16 protein-coding genes are annotated in these 24633 nt (G+C 41.4%); 6 read left to right on the top strand and 10 right to left on the bottom strand.

The annotated features are described in order from the left end of the window. Positions 1-28: 28 nt before the first annotated feature. From GR929_RS16005 to GR929_RS15990, 4 genes are all read right to left on the bottom strand, one after another. A complete protein-coding gene (locus tag GR929_RS16005) occupies positions 29-2014 on the bottom strand; it encodes a T9SS type B sorting domain-containing protein (RefSeq protein WP_159521616.1) in 1986 nt (661 codons plus the stop codon). A gap of 38 nt (positions 2015-2052) precedes the next feature. After that, positions 2053-3012 (bottom strand): hypothetical protein, encoded by a 960-nt coding sequence (locus GR929_RS16000; protein WP_159521614.1) that lies wholly within the window; start codon positions 3010-3012, stop codon positions 2053-2055. Positions 3013-3073: 61 nt separating this feature from the next. Further along, the gene (locus GR929_RS15995; RefSeq protein ID WP_159521612.1) at positions 3074-11674 is read right to left on the bottom strand and encodes a DUF2341 domain-containing protein; all 8601 of its coding nucleotides are present in this window, start codon (positions 11672-11674) and stop codon (positions 3074-3076) included. A 204-nt stretch (positions 11675-11878) separates the two neighbouring features. Then, positions 11879-12634, bottom strand: a complete 756-nt coding sequence (locus GR929_RS15990; RefSeq protein WP_159521610.1) for a LytR/AlgR family response regulator transcription factor — start codon at positions 12632-12634, stop codon at positions 11879-11881. Positions 12635-12794: 160 nt separating this feature from the next. Here GR929_RS15990 and tsaB point away from each other — a divergent pair, with 160 nt between their 5' ends. The 3 genes from tsaB (at position 12795) to efp (ending at position 14904) form a co-directional block, all read left to right on the top strand. After that, the gene (tsaB, locus tag GR929_RS15985; RefSeq protein WP_159521608.1) at positions 12795-13508 is read left to right on the top strand and encodes a tRNA (adenosine(37)-N6)-threonylcarbamoyltransferase complex dimerization subunit type 1 TsaB; all 714 of its coding nucleotides are present in this window, start codon (positions 12795-12797) and stop codon (positions 13506-13508) included. Then, positions 13505-14236 carry a DUF3108 domain-containing protein gene (locus tag GR929_RS15980; RefSeq protein WP_159521606.1) on the top strand — a complete coding sequence of 244 codons (732 nt, stop codon included), beginning with the start codon at positions 13505-13507 and terminating at the stop codon, positions 14234-14236. The genes tsaB and GR929_RS15980 overlap by 4 nt, the downstream gene beginning before the upstream one ends. Before the next feature lie 98 nt (positions 14237-14334). Further along, the gene (gene efp / locus GR929_RS15975; RefSeq protein WP_159521604.1) at positions 14335-14904 is read left to right on the top strand and encodes an elongation factor P; all 570 of its coding nucleotides are present in this window, start codon (positions 14335-14337) and stop codon (positions 14902-14904) included. 47 nt (positions 14905-14951) lie between these two features. Here efp and GR929_RS15970 read toward each other — a convergent pair whose 3' ends face one another. The 5 genes from GR929_RS15970 to GR929_RS15950 form a co-directional block, all read right to left on the bottom strand. Beyond that, positions 14952-16418: an O-antigen ligase family protein gene (locus GR929_RS15970; RefSeq protein ID WP_159521602.1), complete on the bottom strand. Its 1467-nt coding sequence runs from the start codon at positions 16416-16418 to the stop codon at positions 14952-14954. A gap of 3 nt (positions 16419-16421) precedes the next feature. After that, positions 16422-17375: a Wzz/FepE/Etk N-terminal domain-containing protein gene (locus tag GR929_RS15965; protein WP_159521601.1), complete on the bottom strand. Its 954-nt coding sequence runs from the start codon at positions 17373-17375 to the stop codon at positions 16422-16424. Positions 17376-17443: 68 nt separating this feature from the next. Next, positions 17444-18736: a tyrosine--tRNA ligase gene (tyrS, locus tag GR929_RS15960; protein WP_159521599.1), complete on the bottom strand. Its 1293-nt coding sequence runs from the start codon at positions 18734-18736 to the stop codon at positions 17444-17446. 259 nt (positions 18737-18995) lie between these two features. Beyond that, on the bottom strand, positions 18996-20021 hold the full coding sequence (locus tag GR929_RS15955; RefSeq protein ID WP_159521597.1) for a DUF3667 domain-containing protein: 1026 nt from the start codon (positions 20019-20021) through the stop codon (positions 18996-18998). Continuing rightward, complete coding sequence (locus GR929_RS15950; RefSeq protein ID WP_159521595.1) at positions 20002-20541, bottom strand: CvpA family protein; 540 nt, start codon at positions 20539-20541, stop codon at positions 20002-20004. Before GR929_RS15950 ends, GR929_RS15955 begins: the two co-directional genes overlap by 20 nt. Positions 20542-20724: 183 nt before the next feature. Between GR929_RS15950 and GR929_RS15945 the strand changes: the two genes are divergently transcribed. Next, complete coding sequence (locus GR929_RS15945) at positions 20725-22242, top strand: GH3 auxin-responsive promoter family protein (RefSeq protein ID WP_159521593.1); 1518 nt, start codon at positions 20725-20727, stop codon at positions 22240-22242. Positions 22243-22305: 63 nt separating this feature from the next. Further along, the gene (locus tag GR929_RS15940; protein ID WP_159521591.1) at positions 22306-22920 is read left to right on the top strand and encodes a deoxynucleoside kinase; all 615 of its coding nucleotides are present in this window, start codon (positions 22306-22308) and stop codon (positions 22918-22920) included. Between the two features lie 11 nt (positions 22921-22931). On the opposite strand, the gene GR929_RS15935 is transcribed toward GR929_RS15940, so the two are convergent. Then, entirely contained in the window at positions 22932-23915 is a 984-nt protein-coding gene (locus tag GR929_RS15935; RefSeq protein WP_159521589.1) for an adenosine kinase, read from the bottom strand. 177 nt (positions 23916-24092) lie between these two features. Here GR929_RS15935 and GR929_RS15930 point away from each other — a divergent pair, with 177 nt between their 5' ends. Beyond that, positions 24093-24602, top strand: coding sequence for an RNA polymerase sigma factor (locus tag GR929_RS15930; RefSeq protein WP_159521587.1), 510 nt, complete (start codon positions 24093-24095; stop codon positions 24600-24602). Positions 24603-24633 lie beyond the last annotated feature (31 nt).

Raw genomic sequence — 24633 nt, 5'->3', positions numbered from 1 at the left:
CGATAATCTCGAAAAATAATATCTTCTTCTAGCGTTCCACATAGATGTATCCATTAATTTTTTCATTCCCTACTCCTAAATCAAGGATGTAGTAATAGGTTCCTGCCGGTACCTGTCCACTTCCGGTTCGTATCCCTTTATTGACAGTACCATCCCAAAAGCCATCGCGACTAATTCCCATTCCATAGTTTGCAGATTGGTAAACCAGATTTCCCCACCGGTTAAATATTTTCATACTCACCTGTTCGTACTGACCAATTCCTTTTATCTCGAAATAATCGTTAATGCCGTCTCCATTGGGCGAAAATGCGTTCGGTACAAACAATTCATCATCGGTTATCATGACCAATACGGTGGCTTCATCGCACTGATTCGAAAAATCGCAGACTGCATAAATAAAATTATCCTGCCCCACATAGTATTGATCGGGCGTGTAAGTGATTATTGAATCGGACGAAACAACAGCAACACCATGATCAGGAGGCATTACAATGGTCACCGACTCAGGGTCGAGTTGCCCTTGAGGCATATCATTTCGTAAGACGTTGATATCAGCAAAGGTATTCACGAGAACCCCCACGGTATCATTAAACGCGGTCACCTGAACGAGCAATCCGACATTCACCGAATCTAAAACCGAACAACCAAACTGATCAGAGATCTCCAAATAATAAGTCCCCATTCCCGATACTTGTGGAGTAGCAGATTGAGCTCCGTTAATAATCAGCTCATCGCCTTCGGTCCACCAGTTATAAGATAAATCCTCGCCAAGACTGGATGAAGCGTCGAGCATAATCACATCGGTAGGGCTATTTACAAATACCTGCCTGTCCATAACGATTTCAGGAGAACTTGCAACTTGCACAAAAACGGTGTCTTTAGCTGAAAAACCATTCGAATCAGTAACCGTCAACACATAATTTGTCGACCGCCCTGCCGTAAATTCAGGCGTGGAACTTTGGGCATCATCTAAATAAGTATTCGGCTCCCATTGGTATTGAATCGGTTGCTGACCATAGCTGCCGCTTGCATCTATCTGAACCGGCAAGCAACTTCCGGCCAAAACGGTATCGGCTGCAATATAGGCAACTGGTAAATTATCGTTGGAAATAACAGTTATCGTTTTTGACAACGTTTCGGACTGACAGCCCTCTGCATTCGTCGCTTCAACACTTAAAACATGAATGCCCGGTTGGTTCCAGTCAATTTCTTCAGTTGCAGTTGTTTCGGAGCTTAGCTCCAGAATTGTACCACCTGGTTTTTGTATCGACCAATGGTAAGTATAAGCAGCTAACCCGGTTGCGGAATAGGACGCAATTGTTCCTTCCGGCGTTTGAATCGGATCGGTATCAAAATCGATGCTTGGGGTAGACTGAATCGTCGTTGTCTGCGTATTTTGTCCGGGTTCGGCCTCTGCAGTAATTCCCAAAGCATCGGTAATTTCTAATAAGGTAATTGTAACTGTCGTATTTGCATTCGGACTTGCCGAAAACAAATTGTCGCTAACCCGCAATTGCCGGCTCGAATATTCAACCGTTTGAATAGGCTGCTGAACACCATTTACAGCATAAGCAACTTCAGCCGGAAAACGATCCTGACTCCAGGAATTCCCGCTCCCATCATCAAAAGAGACATCTACAGTAATCGAATTGTCAGTTTCCTGATAACACTGGGTTGTGGTTGAATTAGCGATTGAAAAGCCGAGATTATTGGGAGTAACTTCAATCCGGATAGCTTTTAAATTTGAGCAACCGTCAGTACTGAATTCAGTTACGGTTAAATAATAAATACCTTCCATCAACCATTGTACTTCTATGGTTGAGCTCGTATTTACAGAAATGAAATTATAGCTCGAAGAAGCAGCCGACGACAATGGATTTAACGCATCGTACACCTGCCATTCATAACTACTTCCAGTATGGTTTTCAACTTGATAAGTATGTGCCCCCCCCACAAAAGGGGAAATAGCATCCTGAGCCGCCACACATGTGACGGCTAATGATAAGATTATCAACAGGATACTATTTTTCACTTAACTAATCCGGTAAAAGATTAGTCTATAGCCTGTATTGTTCCAGTATTTGGACGAGCAGTCTGAGTTTGGATTGTCGAACCATTTCCTAAATCAACCGGATTATTGCCGTTTTCATCCTCACTATCATTTGTCAAAGTACAAGTGAAAACATTGTCGTTTGGAGTATTTTCATTCGCAGTAGAAGGAGTCCCTGTTTTATTGTCAACAGTAATCCTCACCCAAAGAGTTCCTTCGTCTGTTCCAACTGCAACAAATTGATCACTACCAACTGCCAATGTTTCAGTTACCCATGTTGGAGATGTAAGATCTGCTCCAATATAATAATCAACAGCAACATCAGCGTTTGTTCCTGCAACTTGAGTTACATCAAAGTGAGGAGTCCAGCTAGTCGTTGCTAAATTGATTCCATCTACTGTAATTTTGTAATAGAACACTCTTGAGCCATATGCATAGTCAAAATCAGTAGCATTTCCTGCAGTTACAGAACCAGCACCACCATCCGTTCCATTCCACTCAATAGAAGCGATATCAGGGGCACAAATAGCATAATTAGTCGCATCAGTAGATGTCATCTCAGTTCCATCGCTTTCAGCGTTAACAATCTCTAAATTAAAGTTATTAACAGGTTGAATTGCCATAACCTTGTGATTTTTACATTCATTGTCATCTTGAACATCAACATGCAAATAATAAATTTGATCATTTGTCACATCTGGAGCTAACCACGTAAGCTCAATTGAATTCGTTGCAGAAGAACCTGAAACAACGGTTCCCGCGGTGAGTAAATTTGTTCCACCTAAATCAGCTTGAGTTGTAACTGTCCAAGTATAGGTCACACTTGAGCCAGAAACCTCATTAATTTGGTAATTATGAACACTACCAACAAAAGGAGTCGTCCCAGAATCAGTTTGTGCAAAAACGCTTGCACTCATGCCTATTAAAACAAATAGGCTTAATAACGTAAATAACTTTTTCATTTTAGTAAAATTTAAGGTTAACATTTAATTTTTATAAATTCTATTTTCAATTATCTATATATTAGTCTGTTGTAATCTCCGAGGTGTTTGGCACACCCCAAAATGTTACATCATCATTTTCGTCGGTATTGCTTGTTTGTTTGGTTATGCTGAAATTATCAGTTGCAGAATCAATGGTCAGGTTAAAATCTTTGTCTATTCCTGCTTGATTGGTAAAAATAAAGGCAACTTGCACCGCAGGTTCTCCGGAAGTTTTTGTAACCGATACAACATAGGTTCCATTACAACTCTCCGACGTACTTATTGACTGACTATCGCTTGTATATAAATTGGATACACTTCCCGTACAGCCATTTGTACCATCCGAAACCGTAAAGTCGAACGCATACGGTTCAACACCACCTGTAAAGTCAACATCCCAAAAAACAACTGTCGTTGTTCCGGTTCCTCCATCCTGGCAACTGTCTCCCAAGGGGCTCACACCTGAGTTGAAATCGGTCTCCTGCACCTCAACATCAAACTCGAAAACAGCGGAGCAGTTGCCGCTATTTTGTTCCTTAATCACCCGAATGGTGTAGGTATTTCCGCTAGCAACAGAAGCTTCTTCAAAAAGAATATCCCCGCTCGTTTGCTCCGTATTGTTAAAGGAAATTGAAGCGGTTACATCCGTACCCGACTGATCCAAAACTAACCAGGTGTACGTGTAATTCACTGGATTTAATTCGCTTGCATCAACCACGTAAGTGTGGGTTGACGTGATGAATGGTTTTTGCCCCGATCCCACTTCTCCTGTTCCCGACTGCCCTCCATCGTATGTCATTCCGGATATTGTTAATGGAGCGAGATTGGTTAAAATCGCTGTAAAAGTGACCGAATCTTTATTACCCGACGCATCGGTAAAAACCAGTTTGATATCAGTATCAGCAAAAACCTCAGTTCCAATTATTGGCTCCTGAGTGATACTTGGTGAAGGATCGCAATTGTCGGATAAGTCATTTAGCAGGGAAGAATAATCTGGAATTAAAACAGAACAACCACCGGCTGCATCCAAATCCTGATTAGCAGGAGTGCTTGCAGTTGGTTCCGTAACGTCATTGATTGTAACCTCTGTTTCACAAGTTCCTATGTTTCCGCATTCGTCTTCAAAACTCCAGGTAACTACTGTGGTTCCTTTTGGGAAAGCGACATCAACAAGATCCCCGGTTCCATTTACAGTTATGGTATTGATCGTATATTCATGATAAACGGTAAGATCGCCAAAACCACAACCATCAGTGAAACTAACTGGGGCAGTGATGCTCATTACCTTCTCGCAATTGCTATCTGCAAAATCGATGATATCAACCGGACAATCCTGAATAACAGGTGGTGTTGAATCGGTAATCGTAAACGTTTGTGTGCAGGTCTGTGAGTTCCCGGCTTCATCGGTTATCGTATAAGTCCGTTTGACTTCACAGCTGTTGGTTTCATCTTTCTTGTCAGTGACATCCGAAAATTCAACAATTAAGTTTGTTCCGATTGTACAGTTGTCGGAAACAGAGCCTCCGGCTGCAACAAATTCAGCATAGTTGGTCGCTCCCACATAAGGAGCAGCATTCGTTTCTTCAACACAGGCTAAATTGTCATCAGCAGGGCAAGTCGCAATAACCGGAGGAGTAATATCAACAAGGATATCAACACTGGCAGATGCGGCAATCGAACATCCATTCGACTCGATAGCTGTAATTGAAAGGATTGTTGTGCCGGTATTGGCCAATGCAGTCGTAGTAAACGAACCCGATCCTGTGGCAAAAACCAGTGTTGCCGTTTCGCCTGTTGATTCGTTTGGTGCACTTAAATCGTAAGTCAGCGTGTAAGTTCCATCGGCGAGTGAGGAAGATGTAACCTCAATCGTAGCCGTAGCATCTAAGCAAACATCATTGCCTCCTGAAAAAGAAAGCGCCAATTCAGTTATGTCCGGCGTTGGAGGGTCAGTCAAAACTACATCCGGATCATCCGAAGTCACACAAGTTCCAACAGTCAGACGCAGATTATTGTAAGCTCCGGCAGACAAATCACTTATTGTTGCCAGTTCGCCAGACACTGATACTCCCGTGAAAGTTCCGGCATCGTATGTAATATCATACGGGCCATCAGGCACATTGGGTAATGACAACTCAATAACACCATCATTTCCGCCACAGGTTGAAGGATTGGTTTGATCGGAAACAATTATCCTGTATACAGGTGGTTCGGTAATCGCATAACTTCCAGTTGCAACACAACCGTTGCCATCGGTAACAGTCACGTCATAAGTACCAACATCGAGTCCGGTCTGATCCTCGTCGCTGGTAACCAATCCGCTGCCATCCGGCGTTGACCATTCAAAAGTATACGGTTCTGTTCCTCCTGCTACGGTAATGTCGATAGCACCATCAGCCAGGCCATCACAACTAATCTGGCTAATTGTTGGAGTAATCACTAATTCATCAGGTTCAGTAACTTCTACCGATGTAGTTTTAACACAGGCTCCATCAAAAGTTACTGTTAAATTGTAGGTTCCGGCTGATAATCCTGAGATATCTAACGTGTTGGCAGAAAAAGATCCATCACCTTGCTTTGTCCATGAGTAAGAATAGGGAATATCATCGGACCATGTTGGCCCGTTAATCATTTCTCCCTGAGGGCTTACAGAAGTTCCTGTTCCTTCCTCCATCGACCAGTTGCCCGCTAAATTTGTTTCGAAACCGATCAATTCCGAATGCATACGCTGCTTAATCTCATCAGCGGTCAATGCGCGCTCCCATAAATCTACCTGAGCGATCCCCCCCTTATAGTACGCATTATTCCTGCCACCATCAAAACCAGTAGCTTCAGAGCCATCACCAATAAATCCGTAGCGAGTTAAGTTACTTCCCAATGGTTGCCCGTTGTGGGGATTGCTTTTTTGACTATCAAGCACACCATCAACATAGAGATATTTATCGGTTCCATCGTAAACTGCAGCGATGTGGTGCCATTGCCCATCTTTCACATTGATGGTTCCGGTCATATCATCAATACCGCTGTCCAGATCTGAATTGGTAGCAAACTCAACCGTGCTGCCAGATCGGTTTGTTCCACCCAGCGAAACATTAAAATATTCAGAACGGTCAAAGTCAAGCACCGACCAGCCCCCATCGCCCGGATCACATTTTACCCAGGCACAAACAGTCATCGCTGAAATTGCTGATGTGCCGGAATAACTTTGATTCAATGCGATATAATCATCCGAACCGTCAAAATAAATTGATTTGGTTAGGTATGAATTTAAAGTGGCATCAATGGCTCCATCCGAATTACCATAGCAACTGACATTAGTAACAGAGTCGCTCACTGAAAAATCGTTGGCCTCATAAATTATAATTGGAGTTGGCCATGTCGTAGTACAACCTGACTCATCAGCTATCTGGACGTTATAAGTTCCCGCTGCCAAGTCAGAAAATGTATTGCCAGCTTGAAAACTTTCACCATCATCAATACTATAGTTAATCTGACCAAATCCAGTGGCCGTAATCTGAATAGCAGCATCATCATCTCCGGTACAGGTTATTGGGGTAAAGCTCACATCACTAATGGCACAAACTTCATCGATGGTGACATCAAAACTACAAGTAGCTGTATTCCCGCTTGCGTCGGTAACCGTCCAAACAACCGTAGTTGTGCCAACAGGATAAGCACCACTAGCATCGTCAGTTCCGTTAAAATCATTTGTAAGAACTGCCCCACTGCAATTGTCGTCAAACGAAGGTTGAGGAATTGCCAGTGGATTATCTGTTGCATCAGCAGTAATGTCGCCACCACAAGCAATTATCGGGTCTATTTTATCGTTTACGGTCACATCCAGGTAACAGGTTGCAGTCAGTCCACAAGGATCTGTTGCAGTAAAAGTAACCGTAGTCGTTCCAACCGGATAAGTTCCTGATGCATCAGGGCCTTCACTAAAATCGTTTGTTAAGGTAAAAACACCTGTGTCATCAAAAACAGCAGGAAGCGGAACAGTAACATCTTTTTCGCAAGACGCCACACCAAGCACCTCCTCGCCGCCTAGGCTCAGGGAAGGTTCTGCAGAAGTACTTTTTGCAACGGCCATCCAATCAATATAGTAATAGTGGCCCCCTCGCACAGTCAAATGCGTAAAGGTATTGTGGTTTGAGTCACTTCCCGACTCAGAGCCCAGTAGGTTACTGTGGTTATCTTCATAAATTCTGACCGAAAACGCCGATCCATTTTTCTCCAATTCTGTAATGTACCAGTTATCTCGTGGCTGAGAGACATTGCTTGCACTACCGCCTGACGCAGATCCATTGGTACGACGCTCAAACCCAAATGTTCCAGTTGACGATACATCTGCATTTCGGGTCAGGGTGTAACCATTTCCCGAACCATCCTCCAGTCCGTAGCGATCCATTGATCCACCGTTTGATGCTCCAGCCGGTCCTGTCGATGCTCTTTGCTCTCTGGTAATCAATTTGAAATCGGAAATCGTTGTTCCAATACTTTTTTGACCTCCACTTGGATCGTCATTATCTTGCTTGACCAGAACATTATACCCAAACTCCGAGCTATTTGTAGTTACAGATCCACCATCAGCCACATCACTCCAACCGGTTGCTGTATTCATATCATCAAAATAGATGAAGGTATTTGAACTGTTGCTGGCCGATATCGCAACTGAATTTCCATAAAGTACATAGATCGTTTTAGAAGCACCAATACTTGGAACGTTCACCCAAAAAACGGCAGTTGAACCGTCTTGCTGTTCAAGCCAAAAAGACAGGGACGTAGATCCATCAGAATCACGAAACCGAATATCGGAGAAATCCGCATTCATCTTACCGGTCTCCATCGGCACGTCAACACGAACCTGATAGTCCGTTAAGGTGCTTCCTGAATTCGTTATCGTAATCGGTTTACGGTATTGCCAATATCCACCGACATCTGAACTTGTAAGATCAACAGAGATATCCGCAGGACATGAAGAAAAAGACGGTGCTGCATTGACAATGGTAACTTGTGCCTGGCATGTACTGGAATTTCCGGATTCGTCTTCAACAGAAAGCGTAACCGTGTTAACTCCAACATTCGCACAGTCAAAAGTTAACTGATCTTGTCCATCAATCTTGAATAATAGGTTGCCGGAAGAGGTACAATTATCCATACTCCCATTGTCAACATCTGCTGCGGCAACTGTTGCCTGACCGCCGGCACCGATGGTTACGGAAATATCCTGGCAAATAGCAGTTGGAGCTTCCGTGTCAACAACAGAGACTACAGAACTACAGGTAGTCGTATTACCACTTTCGTCCGTAACGGTTAGTGTAACGGTATTATTTCCCAAATCGGAACATGTAAAGGAACTCACATCCAGGCTCAAACCCAGACTACCTGAAGGAGTACAGTTATCATTGCTCCCACTATCAACTTGAGACGGGGTGATTGTGGCATTACCCGAATTATCAAGAGCAATTGTTATATCCTGGCAAACGGCAGTTGGATCAGTTGTGTCGCTGTAATTAATAGTCCAACTACCATTACTCGCACAGCCGCCCATCGAAGAACTTGAAACATTAACAGCATAAGTTCCGGGCTCGACTCCAGACAAATCTTGTGTTGTTGCAGAAAAACCGGCATCACCGGATTTTGTCCATAAATAGGAGTAATCATCCTGCCAAGTGGGCGAGCCTGAAAAAGCTCCATCATTTCCCGCCGGCACTGATGTCAGAGCTGTACCTGATCCGTCATAAAAATTAAAGCCGGCTAACAATCCGGATTCTGACCCCGTATACTGATAGAATCCAGAAGCGAGGTTTCCGATTTCTCCGGAACTTAAATCGGAATTCCAAAAACCTACTTTAATCATTTGTCCGGGAAAACTTCCTCCCGTTGGATCCCAGACCCCAGCTCCAATTTTTGAAGAATAGTTTGTATTTGATCCATAATTACCAGTCGAATTCCCCCCTGTGGCAACGCTAGTCCCATCAATATAAAGGATAATCGTACTTCCATCACCAACTGCAGCTACATGGTGCCATGCATTATCAGATGGATACACGTTCGTTGAGACACTTCCTCCTGATGCAGTCCAACAATCTAGCGTGCTTGAGTTACTAAATCCAAACTCGATGGCATCGTTTTGCCCAAACAAGCTGATGCGGGAACCAATTGTAGATAAATCTACTTTAATCCATCCTTCCAACGTAAATTGAGATAGGTTTGACATTAACATGTTACCTAAGTCAATATAATCGGGATTATTAAACTGAATAGGATATGGAACAGTTAAGTCAATTGTTCCGTTTAAGGAGTTCTGACATTCAACAGTATTCGCGCCTGCAAGCAAGGGAATAGAAATCCCGGCAGAGGTCAGCGAATAATTGGTATTCAAAACCTGAACACAAGTTGGGATAGAGGCATCCCGAATTTGAACGTTGTACGTCCCTGCCGAAAGGCCTGTAAAACTATTTGACGATTGCCAACTTCCGCCGCCATTAATCGAATATTCATAATTTCCACTACCGCCTGAAGGAGAAGTTAAAGATAGGCTCCCATCAGAGCTCCCACATGACGCAGAACTTGAACCAATAACGGCACTTAAAACGCTAGGTTCTGATATGGAAACAATGATACTCGATGAAAAACCATCGTTATCCGTCACGGTAACAGTATAATCATCTGCAATTAGTCCAGTTGCAGTATCTTCAGCATTTGATGAATTTAGATTCGACCGAACTTCAACATCGGATGAATTTCTCCATACATAATCATAAGGATTAGTCCCATCGTTTACCAAGACTGTAGCTTCCCCATCCGATCCGCCATTACAGGTTACATTTTGCTGAGAGCTACGAGCTAATTCGAATCCCGGTTCAATCCAGGAGATGATCATTAATCCATCGGCACCGGAGCCTCCTGCGCCACCATCGCGGCCTGCTCCACCGCCTCCTCCGCCTGGGAAACTTCCCGGATCTCCAATATTATTTCTATCACCCCCATCTCCTCCATCTCCTGTCCCGCCCCCTCCAGTACCTTTTGCGTTTCCCGACGAATCTCCACCATTCCCACCAACGCTGTTTGTGAAAGCCGAACCACCGCCGCCGCCGCCGGCATTATTGGCAACTCCTCCGTTGCCCCCGGCATATATTGCAGTAGCAGTACCATTGACTACGGATGCGGCAATAGAACCTCCCGGACCTCCACTGGCAAAATTTCCAACGCTACCTCCTGCAGCTTTTACTTCATCTCCATTGTTAAAATATGTATTGCCTCCACTGGAACCTGAATTGCCTCCTGCACCGATAGCAACGGGATAAGATTGTGCTGAATTAACAGGAATAGTTGCAAGTGCATAGGCTCCGCCGCCACCGCCGCCACCGCCTTTGCTCCCTGTAGAACTAGCGCCACCTCCTCCGGCACCCCAAGCTTCCACAGTGATTGACGTTACACCATCAGGAACGGTAAATGTTCCTGAACTATAAAAAATACCACCATGAGGATCTAGATAGTCCTCTGCCGGCGAGCTATCAATTGTCCACTCGGCATAGCTTTTGATTTGGCAGGTATTGCAGATTTCTTGAGGGAAGCAACCAGCCTGACAATTGGCTTGGCTACTGGTTTCATCCAAAACCTGAAACACATAAAATCCACCATTATTGTAAATCGTTGTTCCACCTCCACGGGATACAAAGCTTCCAGCTACTACAAGATTAGAACTTCCGGAATTAATGGTAATATTACCATCTTTTATTAAATCCCCATCTATTGCAATAATGCTTCTATTATTAAGCGTGATATCTGATGTACTTAATCCACCATTCACATCAATAACTCCACCATTCACTGCGATGGAATTACCAATCGCTAAATCCTGTCCTGAAAAAAAGGTACTCCCATTGTTTACCTCTAGACTTGTAGCAGAGCTATTACCATCAACATAAAGGGTTCCATTATTGAGTTTAATTGAGCTAGCAACTTGCAAATCTCCACCGATAGTCAGACTGGAATTATTATTGACTTCTACTTTTCCATTGGTTGATGTCATATTTCCACCGATTGTTATTGCTCCATTATTAAGGATAATATCCCCATCCACAGTTACATTTTCCCCAATCGTAATGGTATTCGTACTATTATTGCTCAGACCTCCGGTTGTACTGGTAAAACTACCATCCACCTGAAGGAAATACCCATTATTCATTGGAAAACTGCCAATCGAGTATGTAAAATCGCCACCAACCTGAACAGAAAGCGTCGACCAAACACTGAATGCCCCACCAGACATGCTAAAATCTCCGGTAACGATCAAATCAATATTTCCTGAGATAATCCCAGAAGTCCAATTTAAATCTCCCGAATACGTAACTTCATCCCCTGAGTTAATCCTAACATCGTCTCCGGATACAGGAATGCCACTTCCTCCCCAGGTAGCAGGATCATTCCAATCTCCACTTTGTACTGAGGAATAGCTAGCCGAAAAGCCTGCTAAGGGAAAAAGCACTAGTATTATAAAAGAAAAAATAACAACCGCAATTTTGAATTGTGACTGACCACAACTATACGGCTGCTCCGAACTGGAGTCTACTGAAAAGAAAAAATATCTAGTTAGAAAAAAGAATAACCGATATCTATTTTTCGGGTTTATCATTCGGCTCAATTTTTTACCACAGTCGTTAACTCTGAATGACACTCACCCATTTCTCGCATCATTCTATCATTCAGTAAATCCCATCTCCCAAATCCGCTGACAAATATAATATTTCATACCTCAATAACGTTTCTAAATTACCGAACGACCAACTTCAGTTCTCAAAAAGGCCATTACACCGAATCAAAAGGGCTATCAACAAGTTTACAGGCGGTTATGTAGTAATTTATCAAGCAACTCTTCTTTGTATTTTGGGGAAACCCGTAACTGCGATTTATCAGCCAATTCCACCATTCCACCATCGGTTTTTAAATACCGATTAACATATTTCAAATTGACCAAATGCGAACGATGTATACGACAGAATCCGTGCGGCACAAGTAATTGGTCAAACTCGAGTAAGGTGCGACTGATTAACACCGAAGTCTCATTTTGGTAAAATACCCGTGTATAGTTTCGTTCCCCCTCGCAACGAATAATATTATTGACTTTGATAATCGCAAATCCATTCATTTCGGGCAGAGCGATCGTCACATGCGAACTATCTTCCTTCTTCTCAATACTTTGTTTCAATACCTCAACGCGATGTTTTTCACTAAGCACCGGAATTTCACTAATCCGCTGAATAGTTGCTTTGACATTTTCTACTAAAACGGGCTTTAAAATATAATCAAAAGCAGAATATTTGAATGCAGTGATTGCATAATCACTGTATGAAGTCGTAAAAACCAATTTGAAATTTACAGTCGGAAGCTTTTCTATCAAATCAAACCCAGTTCCATCTGGCATCTCAATGTCCAGAAAAACCAAATCGGGAGCTTCCTTAATAATCAAATCGACGCCACTTTCGACAGAATTTGCTTCTCCAACAACTTCAATATCAGAAAAATGCTGATCAAGGATTCGAAACAAGACTCGTCGGGCTAACTGATCATCATCAATAATTGCAGCTCTATACATGCTATCGTATTAAAAATCATCTAAAACTAATAAAAAATAGAAACTTAACAGAAATTTCCCTCCGATTACTTTTTAACAAAAAAATACGCTTCAATAATCTTTACTGATTTTTACTTGTTATTCTGTTTATATCTTATTTTTGCAGTTAAATATCAAGATAATGACTCGAATACTGAACTTGGAATCATCGACTGAAGTTTGCAGCGTATCGATTGCAGAAAATGGAAAAATGATCGACTATATTGAAAGTCACGAAGGACAAAACCATGCCCAAAAGTTAAGCGTTTTTACCGATGAGCTATTGAGACGAAACCAGCTTACCTATCGGCAACTTCATGCTGTTGCAGTCAGCAAAGGTCCGGGTTCCTATACAGGTCTTCGAATCGGTGTATCACTGGCCAAAGGACTATGCTATGCGAACCAAATACCATTAATTGCAGTCAGTCCTCTACAGTCGATGAGTCATCATGTCAGTTCAAACCTCAAAAAATACAAACTCAACAAAGCTGACAATCTGCTTTTTTGCCCGATGATTGACGCCCGGCGCATGGAAGTTTACACGGCGCTGTACAATCATGAACATCAGCCGATTGAATCCGTCTCTGCTACGATCATCGATCGTGAATCGTTCCATAATTTATTGGACAAACAGCCAATCGCTTTTTTTGGAAACGGTTCAGCCAAATGCCAATCAGCAATTGATCATCCCAATGCCATATTTATTGATAACATAAAAACTTCGGCACAGTTTATGTGTTCTTTGTCTCAAGAAGCATATGAAAATAATGATTTTGTGGATGTTGCCTACTTCGAGCCTTTTTACCTAAAAGACTTCATTGCAGGCAAACCCAAAAAGAACATCTTGAAACAATGAAATTAAAATTGATACTTATTTTTTTAACCGCCTGGGTCTTTGCATCAGCTCAGCCCAAGGAAGAATTAAAATACCATATGAGGTATGGTTTTTTCCGAGGAGGCGAAGCAACTTTGAGTGTTGAAGATACCACTTACGAGGGGAAAGAAGCTATTCATTTACTACTGGACGGCAACACGGTTGGTGTTACCGACTTGCTGTTTAAAGTGCACGACGTTTATGAAAGTTTTGTTAATCCAAAAACCTATCAACCATACATGGCTATCCGAAATATTCAGGAAGGCGATTACAAGTGGTACAACGAAGCCTATTTCTTTCCAGAGAAAGACTCTTTGTACTCCTTAAAGTCCGGGGCGCACGAAGTACCCCCCACTACAATCGATTTTGTAACCTCATTTTATTACATGAGAAACACCCCTTACCTGGATGAGTTTGATGGCGGAGAGGAGTTCTCCATACCTGTTTTTCATGCCGATAAGTTTTTCTGGATGCGTGTAAAATACCTTGGAAAAACAAAAATCAAATCTTCCTTAGGTGAAAAACAATGCCATATTATTCAACCTCGAATTGATAAAGGAAAAGTGTTGAACAGCAACAGCGGACTAAAGTTCTACATTACCAACGACAAAGCCCGAATACCGGTACTATTAGAATTTGACTTGAAAGTGGGTTCATTAAAATGTGAACTGGATTCATACAAAATCAATGGTGTTGAGCAGATTGAATAACACACGAACGCAATTGGATTACATGAGAAATTACCGTTTTTAGGCAGAAATTAACTACTTTTGCACAAAATTTTTGTAATTCATTATATATCAAAGATATGGCAAGTACTTCAGATTTTAGAAACGGATTGACAATTGAATACAATGGTCAGATTTTCACCATTGTGCAGTTTCAACATGTTAAGCCAGGAAAAGGCGCGGCATTTGTTCGCACAAAGTTGAAAAATGTAAAAACCGGTAAAGTCATTGAAAATACATTCAATGCAGGCGTTAAAATTGATGTTGTTCGGGTTGAAAGAAGACCTTATCAATATTTATACAAAGATGACATGGGATTTAATTTCATGCACACGGAAACGTTCGAGCAAATTTCGTTGGATCCGGATTTGATTGAAAATTCTGACTTGATGAAGGAAGGACAAATAATCGAAGTCAATTTCCAAACAGAGATTGAGACTCCACTTACCGCCGAGCTGCCAGCTTCAGTGGAACTTGAAGTTACTCAGACAATTCCAGGAGAAAAAGGGAACACAGCAAGTTCAACAGCTTTAAAACCAGCAACGGTGGAAACCGGAGCTGAAATTATGGTTCCACTTTTCATCAACGAAAACGACATAATTAAGATTGACACTCGCGAACGCAGTTACAGCGAACGTGTAAAGAAATAAAATAGATTTTCATTTGACACTTAAAGCCCGGGAATTTCCGGGTTTTTTTATACCTCCAATTTCTTCTTCGGCAAAGCCCTCTTCTGTTCCAATTTCGTTTGCAAATCAAAAACTACCAGAATTGCAACAAATCCCCAAAATGGAATGGATGCCTTGTCGGTATCCAGAAAATTATTTAAAAAGCCATGAATGAGATAGGTCACCAACCCAATAATCGCAGATAAGATGATCATTCGATGCTCCTTTTTCGACGATCGCGAATATGCATGAATTCCAACATACAAAATAACGACTACCAACAAAATAAAGCTGAGCGCACCTAAAAAACCGGACTCGGCAAGTGGCCCCAAATATTCGCTATGCGCATTCCCCCCATCTGCTGAATTGGTGCTAATAATCGTTCGGTTCTTCGTTAGTTGAAAGGGTGCATACTGAAACATGTAAGTTCCGGGCCCCCACCCAAGCACGGGTTTTTCCTCAAACATTTGCAAAGCGGAACTCCACCGATTTATTCGCTCCAGGTTAGATGCATCGGTTGTCACATTAGTCATCGACGAAAGGTGCGTTGCCAGATCGGCTGACGATTCCTGATTGTTTCGTTCGAGAAACATTAAGATCTGAGTCTGAAAAACAAGCACAATCGCAATAACAGACAGGCCTGTAATAAACAATGGCCTAAACCGTAACTTCAACTTAATTACCAGCCAAACCATTCCTCCTATTACTAAACTCAGCCAGGCAGCACGCGTATACGACAAAATTAAAGCAATCGTAAACAACAGCAACCCACAGCCTGAAAGGAGACGATAGCCATTTCGATATGACTTTGAGAATGTTAATCCGATCAAAATTGGGATAAAAAAAGCAAGCATGGCTCCATATGAGGTATGATCTTTATAAAAAGGGTTCATAACAAAGTGCGCCGCCTTATCGTTATGAAATCCAAAAGCAAAATGACGCGCCCAGGCATAAAAAATAACGATCACAAAAGCTCCGCAATACAATCCAACAAACCAATAAATATTCTTCGTATTGCGAAAAAGAAGAATACCCATAAAATAGAATGCAGCCAAAAACCAAAGCTTGGATAACCAAAATTTGAGCGACACAATTGGCATGGTACTGGTTACAGCGGTAATCAGCATCCAGCCCAAATAAAAGTACAGTGCAAGCGAAATTGGATGTGTCAGAATATCCTTTTCAAAGCTCTGCCGTTCAGCCAGTTTAAATAAAAACAAAATCAGTATACCAAATAACAATGGCTCCGTGGGAAGAAACATATCAAACGGCAACCCTTCAACCAAATCGTGCAAGGGCAAGGATATCGGAGTAAAAAATGTAACCAACAACAACAAGCTATCTAACCGAACAATGGCGACTAATACAATGGCCAATACAAGGGGTAAAATGCTTGCCAGCAGGGTTTCCTTTTGTACGACAAAATAAATGTTGAGTGCTAAGAATAAAGCTGAAACAACATAAAACAGAATAATTTTATAATGTTTACTGAGCAAAATTTACTGCTTTGAAGATTTAATTCCTTCTAAACTAAAAACAGTAAGCAATGCCAAAAACTCAACGGCAATTAAGCTTACCAAAACAATCAGCCAGCGAGTCGGGTATGACTTCTTATCAGCAGGAAATGGTTCTTCAACAACCATCGTGTAGGTCTCTTCTTTTTCGGCAATTGCAATTGCCTTATCATATCGCCGATTTATCGTATCGCGCTGAATCTCTAACGCTTCAAGCTCCCGTTGTAATAAAAAGAACTGTCCTCCTTTTTCCTCAAGACTAGTCATCAAATCTTTGATATCATTGACCGCCGTTCTGTTGGCTCCTTCGGCAAGAGCTGTCATATACCCCATTGTTACTTGCTCTGTCTGAATCTCATAATCAAGCAAACCATACTCCTTTCTCAAGCTTTCCATTTCCGAAGAAACCCGATCAATCTCTTTCTTTTTACGCACAAGGTCATTTTGATAGGAGAAGGCTTCTTCAAATGCCTTTTGTTGGCGTAAAAACAACACTTTACGGTTGTAAAAAGCAACCAACGAATCCACTATATTACTGGCAATTTGTGGATCTGCATCCCGCGCCATCAATTCAATCGACTCATATTCTGTCTTTTTACATTCAATCCGATCGTCATATTTTTTCAGTATTTTAGTTCGGAAATAAGGATCATCTTCCTTAATGCCATAACGTGAGGTCAAATTAAATGCATCTACAACCTGCCGTTTGATATCGGTAGAATTAAAAACTTCCAACATTTGTTCACTCTCCGATTCCTCAGAATAAGACTGGGTATTCGTTGGATATACCCTGGCTTGTGACTGAAACAATGGTGTTATAAAATACGGCGAAGAAAATACTGCAGACGCTATAATCGTAATGACTCCAACAATGATGAGATGTTGTTTCCATTTCCAGATAACAGTAAAAAGACTCTGGTTATCAAAAAAGCTTTTCATAAAGTGAGATTGTTTGGTCGTTATTTCTGAACGGAATTCAGCATATATTATTATCAGTCCACCAATATTTATTCGGCAATTAGTAAGTAGTAGTTCTTCTTCCCTTTTTGAACCAGAACATACTTATTTCCAATCAGGTGCTCAGCATTTATCATTAGTTCCTGATCTGATATTTTTTCTTTATTGATGCTCAATCCATTCCCTTTAATTGTCCGGCGCAATTCACCTTTTGAAGGAAAAACAGCAACCTTTTCGGCTAGCAAATCAACCACATTAACACCTGATTCCAGTTCCGCTTTTGAAACGGAGAACAGAGGGACACCATCAAAAACAGCCAGGAAAGTTTGCTCATCAAGCTTTTTAAGGTTTTCGGCAGTCCCACGACCAAACAAAATCTGCGATGCTTCAACCGCCATTTCATAATCCTCGCGCGAATGCACCATCACCGTAACTTCCTCGGCTAATTTCTTCTGAAGCTCACGCATATGGGGAGCTTCCTTGTGGCTGGCAACCAATGCATCAATTTCCACCTTATTAAGAAGGGTAAAAATTTTGATGTAAGATTCGGCATCTTCATCAGTGGTATTTAACCAAAATTGGTAAAATTTATAGGGTGAAGTTAATTTGGCATCCAGCCACACGTTACCACTTTCGGTTTTACCAAACTTACTACCATCCGCTTTCTTAATCAATGGAATCGTTAACGCATAAGCTTCTCCACCAGATTTTCTCCGAATCAGTTCAGTCCCGGTTGTAATGTTCCCCCACTGATCTGATCCTCCCATCTGTAACTTACAATCCATATTCTGATGCAGCCAATAAAAGTCGAATCCCTGCACGAGCTGATAGGTGAATTCGGTGAAAGACATACCGGTTTTAGCGTCTGGATTTAGACGTTTTTTTACTGACTCCTTGGCCATCATGTAATTAACGGTAATGTGCTTGCCAATATCGCGAATAAATTCAAGGAAACTAATCTCTTTCATCCAATCGAAATTATTAACCATAACAGCCTGATTATCAACCTCACTTTCAAAATCCAAAAACTTCGATAATTGCTTTTTGATTCCGTCAAGGTTCTTCTGCAAAGTCTCTTCGTTTAGCAGATTTCGCTCTTGCGACTTTCCCGACGGATCGCCAATCATACCAGTAGCACCCCCGACCAACGCAAGGGGTTTGTGCCCAGCCATTTGGAAACGCTTCAATAGCATAATTGGAGCTAGGCTTCCAATGTGCAACGAATCTGCTGTCGGATCAAAACCAACATAAGCTGTTGTCATTTCTTTCTGCAGTTGTTCTTCTGTTCCGGGCATCATATCGTGGAGCATTCCGCGCCAACGTAATTCTTCAACAAAGTTCATATGATTCAAATTGTTTATTTATAAGGTATCATATGTAACTCGCACTTTAATCATTACCTTTTGTGTTTTGACTAAACGTGCTCGTTTCATCTGTATTATTTTGGGTCTGTTATTATCATATTCGAAAAGCGATTCATTCGGAATCTCAAAAGTGAGAAATCCGCAGGACGCTAACTAATTGCAAAAATCTCGGCAAAGATATAAAAATGAACCGTTAAGGTTTAACGAATCAGGCTAATATTTTCAAGGAATCAGTTGATTATAGAACTCCCAAGGCACTGATAAATATGTAGACTAGCGCAAATTGTAAAATAAGATTATAAACCACCCCAAGCAACAGAAACTTAATAAAGGTTTTGACATAAGGCTGAAGATAAAAATTCCTCAACGCGAGATAGATATAAGCAGGAACGAATGCTAACAACCACAATGACCAGGAAGCCACTTCCCATGAAAAGATTAAGTTAATGGCAACAACCAGACTAAGCAGAAAAAACATAAAAGCGTGAATGTGTACAGAAAAAATCAGGTGTCGAATGTAGAATACTTTTTGCCGGACATAGAACAATTTCAACAACAAGGCAAAAACCGGCAATAAAACGAAAAAAGCATAGGACAGGTATTTTAAAATCCTGGAAACCAAACTCTCCGGAGACCGAAGCATGTGAACTAAATTAAGCAATTTGGTTCTTTTTGCAGGATCCTCGGTTTCCTTCACCCCTTCTTCCAATTGATCGGCAAGATTCCGAAGCTTACCCTGAATCGTCTGCTGGTTCAACAAGTCTGAATAGTTGAGCTTAAATTCAGCAATCTCCATCGAATCTTCAGTTTCAACAAACTGACCAACATTCAAGCTGTCAACGTTTTCCTGAATGAGCGAATCTGCAAGAACAATTTGATCATTTCCAGCTAACTTATAATCGAGCGCTGTATTCAACCCCTGATTTGTAAGTAATTGAAGTAACAGAAAAAGTACAAAACTTAAGAAAATATAAACCCGAAAAGGTGGTGCATATCGCGCACGATGTCCTCTAAAAAACTCCAATGTCAGGAATCCTGGCCTAAAAACCAGATCACGAAAAGTGCGTAAAAACCGGGTGTCAAAAGAGACGAAATTGCCAAGAAAATCATAAAACACAAAACCAAACGGACGATTAAATTCAGAATCAGATTGTCCACAATTGGGGCAATAGAATCCTTTGAATTCTTGCGAACAGTTTGGGCATGCATGTTCTTCAAGTTCATCAAATGGAGGTTGATTTTTTCTAAACCACTCTTTTCTCACGGAGATGATTTTTACGTTTGAAAAGATCCTGGTCAATTGCATCAAAATTCAGGAATGGAAGAATTGTCGGCACCAGATTTTTCACAGGCTCATACATCTGTGAATCATCCTTGACATCCTTCGGAAGAATTCCAACATTTTCATCAACCTCATCAAGGATCAGAAGGAGTACACTTATGATTAGAGCCGATTTTATGACACCAAACAAAATACCGGCCAACCGATTAATAAAACCAAGAGCTACGGCTGAAATAATCGTTTCAACAGCTTTCCCAACCAAATGAATCAGAATAACAATGACAACAAATGTGACTAAAAATGCAATCAGCCCGAGATGTTTCGAATCGTAACTAAAGGTTTCAACGATAAACTCGGCGGTAAACTGCGAAAAGTGTATAGCCCCCCAAACACCAAGGATTAAAGCTGCCAGCGAAGCCACCTCTGCAACAAAACCTTTCGAGAAACCACGAACCGCGGCAAATATCAGCAAAACACCTAAAACGATATCAATGTAATTCACCAGTTTGATTTTTAGTCGTTTGTTTTATCTAAGGTTTACCTTTTTCAGCAAACAATATTTTCAGTAAAAATAGAAAAATATTTTTGGCTGGCAGTTCATAGGTAGTCTCATCCAAAAAAGATAAATTTGGCTGGCTTGGAAACCGAAAACAAACATATTTGTTAAATCATATAAAAAATAAAAATGCCTATTCTTAATTCGATCATAAACTGGATAAATTTCAAACGAATCTATCAAATTGACCTTTTCAAAAAACACCCTATTGACGCCCAATTGGAGGTTTTTTTTGATTTAATAAAGGAAGCACGCGACACCGAGATCGGGAAACAATATGATTTCAAGAGCATTAGCTCTGAAAGGGAATTTAAGGAGCGAGTCCCGATCCGCCACTATGAAGATTTTGCCCCTTATATTGAGCGGCTTCGGCAAGGAGAAAAAAACCTGCTCTGGCCGGGCGAAATAAAATGGTTTGCCAAATCATCGGGCACCACAAACGATAAAAGCAAGTTCATTCCGGTAAGCAAGCAATCGTTGGAAGACGTGCACTTCAGAGGAGCTAAAGACGTTTTTGCCTTATATCTCAAGAACAATCCTGACTCGGGCGTTTTATATGGGAAGACGCTAACTCTGGGAGGAAGTCACCGTGTAAATAACTTTAGCAATAAATCTTATTTTGGCGATTTGTCAGCAATCCTGATCGAAAACACTCCTTTTTGGTCTGAGTTCATTCGGACTCCATCAGTTGAGGTTGCGCTGATTGAAGAATTTGAAGAAAAGGTAGCCAAAATTATTGAAGAGTCCCTTGATGAAAACGTAACCTCGTTGGCAGGTGTGCCTTCGTGGTATTTGGTGCTCCTAAAAAAAGTACTCGAACATACCGGGAAAAACAATATTTTGGAAGTGTGGCCCAACCTGGAAGTTTTCATTCATGGCGGAATCAATTTTGATCCTTATCGCGAACAATATCAAAATATCATTCCTTCGAAATCCATGAATTACATGGAAACGTACAACGCCTCCGAAGGTTTTTTTGCTATTCAAGACGACCCGGAAAGCAGCGACATGTTACTGATGCTCGATTACGGAATTTACTACGAGTTTATACCAATGGAAAACTTTCAGGAAGATCATCCGAAAGCCCTAAATCTTTCGGAAGTTGAGTTGGGACAAAACTATGCTTTGGTAATTAGCACAAACGGCGGGCTATGGCGCTACGTTATTGGCGACACAATTCAGTTCACATCGAAAAAACCATTCAAAATAAAAATTACCGGACGCACCAAACACTTTATCAATGCTTTTGGCGAAGAGGTAATTGTTGACAATGCCGAGCAAGCTTTGAACATTGCAACCGAACGCACCGGAGCCAATATAAAGGAATACACTGCGGGCCCTGTTTTTATGAAAGGTGACCAGAAAGGGGCACACGAATGGATCATTGAATTTGAGCAAAAGCCAGAAGATTTTGATTATTTCATGGAAGTAATGGACGACGCCTTAAAAACGCTTAACTCGGATTACGAAGCCAAACGACACAAAAATCTGACCCTGGAAAAACCACATTTGGTAGTTGCCAAAGACGGGCTGTTTTACGAATGGATGAAACAACGCGGGAAAGTCGGCGGACAAAATAAAATTCCTCGACTGGCCAACAACCGGAAATACCTGGATGAGCTTATTGAGCTCCAAAAAAGATTGTAATTTATAGGGAGTATTCAGCAAGCTCCATTAAATTTGTATTCGAATTACTGAAAAAATAAAATCATGCACATCGCACTTGCAGGCAACATTGGGGCCGGGAAAACAACAATGGCCGGGCTTCTGGCAAAACACTATGGCTGGAAACCTCATTATGAGGACGTTGATGAAAACCCTTACCTCAATGATTTCTATGAAGACATGCAACGCTGGTCTTTCAACCTGCAAATTTTTTTCCTGAACAGTCGCTTTAGTCAAGTGATGGATATTCAGAATTCGGGACAAACAGTGGTTCAAGACCGGACAATTTATGAAGATGCAGAGATTTTTGCTCCAAACCTGCACGCCATGGGACTGATGTCGACCCGCGATTTCAATAATTACAAAACCTTGTTTCAGTTGATGAGCAAGTTGGTAAAGGCTCCTGATTTGTTGATTTACCTGAGGGCAAGCGTACCAACTTTAGTCAACCAAATTCAGCAACGAGGACGAGAATACGAAAATTCCATCCGGTTGGATTACCTCAAACAACTCAATGAGCGATATGAGGCCTGGATCAATCATTACACCGACGGTAAACTTCTGGTCGTCAATGTTGACAAAATTGACATTACTAACAGTCCGGAGGATTTAAGTGGTGTAATTGACAAAATTGATGCTCAGATTCATGGTCTGTTTTAACCATGAATCGGTTACATTTCCACTTTAATTTCGGCCAACTTTGATTCAGGTATTTTTGCACCAAGCACCTGAATAACCTTGCTTGCCAGCAACGACCCCAGTTTACCACATTCCTGCAAACCCTTGTTATTGGCCAATCCAAATAAAAATCCGCTGGCATAAACATCGCCTGCCCCAGTCGTGTCAATGCTTTTCACAATCGGCGTTTCAACCTGAATAAATTGGTTCCCGGCCTGAATTAATGAGCCTTTTTTACCAATTTTCACGATAGCAATTTCACACTGAGAAGCAATTTTTGTCAAGGCTGCTTCTGGTTCCAATCCGGTGTACGACTTCGCTTCATCTTCATTGGCAAAAACAATATCTACGTATTCGTCAACCAGTCGGGTTAAAAATTCCAGATTGGCATCAACAACATTAAAACTGGCCATATCCAGAGAGATTTTCAACCCTTGCTTTTTCGCTAACTTCAAAACACCTTCAATCAACTCATGATTAAAAACCAAGTAGCCTTCAATATGCAGGTAATCATAGTTGGCAAATAGTTCTTCAGAAAGTTCATCAACACTTAATTCGCTGGCAGCACCAAGGTAAGTGCCAAACGTGCGCTCCGAATCGGGAGAAATCAAGGTAGCCGCTTTCCCGGTAGGAATCTGGCTGAAAAATAAATGAGGTGTAATATTCGACTTCTCAAATTCATCTTTGAAAAAATGCCCCATTTCATCATTCGAAATTTTGCCAATAAAACCAGCTTTCCCTCCCAGTTGGGCTATCGCGCGAACCGTATTGGCTGATGAACCGCCGGTTTCAATGCTCCGATCAATGTCTGAAGTACGATCCAGCATTTTCTGAGAAAGCTCAGCATCAACCAAGGTCATACTTCCTTTAGGCAGCTGAAATGCGTCCAGCAATTGATCATCTTTTAATTGAACCAGAATATCAACCAGGGCACTTCCGATACCCACAATTCGCTTTTGAGTGTTGTTATTTTCCATAGGCCTGCAAAAATAATAAAAAAGGGGATTGATAAATCCAAGCTTTCAAATTGTTAATCTAAAAGAAGCAGTTCCTGATTTTAGCAAACTTTTAGCCTGAGCAATATTGAACGTGAATAATCAGTTAGATAGAGTAAATTCTTATATTTGTTTAGGTTGACAAGACAGGAGAGAAGGATGAGGATTGAAGGAAAACGTGATAATAATTGGTTTCAGTCGGTATTTAAGGAACATTACCAGTATGTTCGAAATTTCATTTACTACCTCTCGGGGGACTTGACGATTACCGACGATCTGACTCAGGATGTTTTCCTTGTTTTGTGGGAAGAACGATTCAACGTCAAGCAGGAAACTGTCCGGTCTTATCTTTTCGCCATTGCCCGAAATCATTATTTCAAGCATCATCGCAAGAAAAAAATTCAGCTCAACTTTAGTAGTTCGCTAGTCACAAAGCACGAAAATGAGTCGCCGGAGTATCTGATGGAGCTGAAAGAGTTTGATCAAAAATTGCAATCTGCCATGGCACAGTTGCCCGAAAAAACCAGAGCCATTTTTTTAATGAACCGGATTGACAAAATGACCTATCAGGAAATTGCTGACAACCTGCAATTAAGTGTCAAAGCGATTGAAAAACACATCAGCAAGGCTCTTAAACATTTACGATCGAAAGTAGATAAACAGTTTTAAGGTGATTATCTTTAGGCAGCACAAAAACATT

This window comes from Sunxiuqinia indica, from assembly GCF_009847015.1.
GTDB classification, from domain to species: Bacteria; Bacteroidota; Bacteroidia; order Bacteroidales; family Prolixibacteraceae; genus Sunxiuqinia; species Sunxiuqinia indica.
Note: the sequence above shows the minus strand (reverse complement) of the source record. Positions and strands in the feature narration are given on the sequence as shown.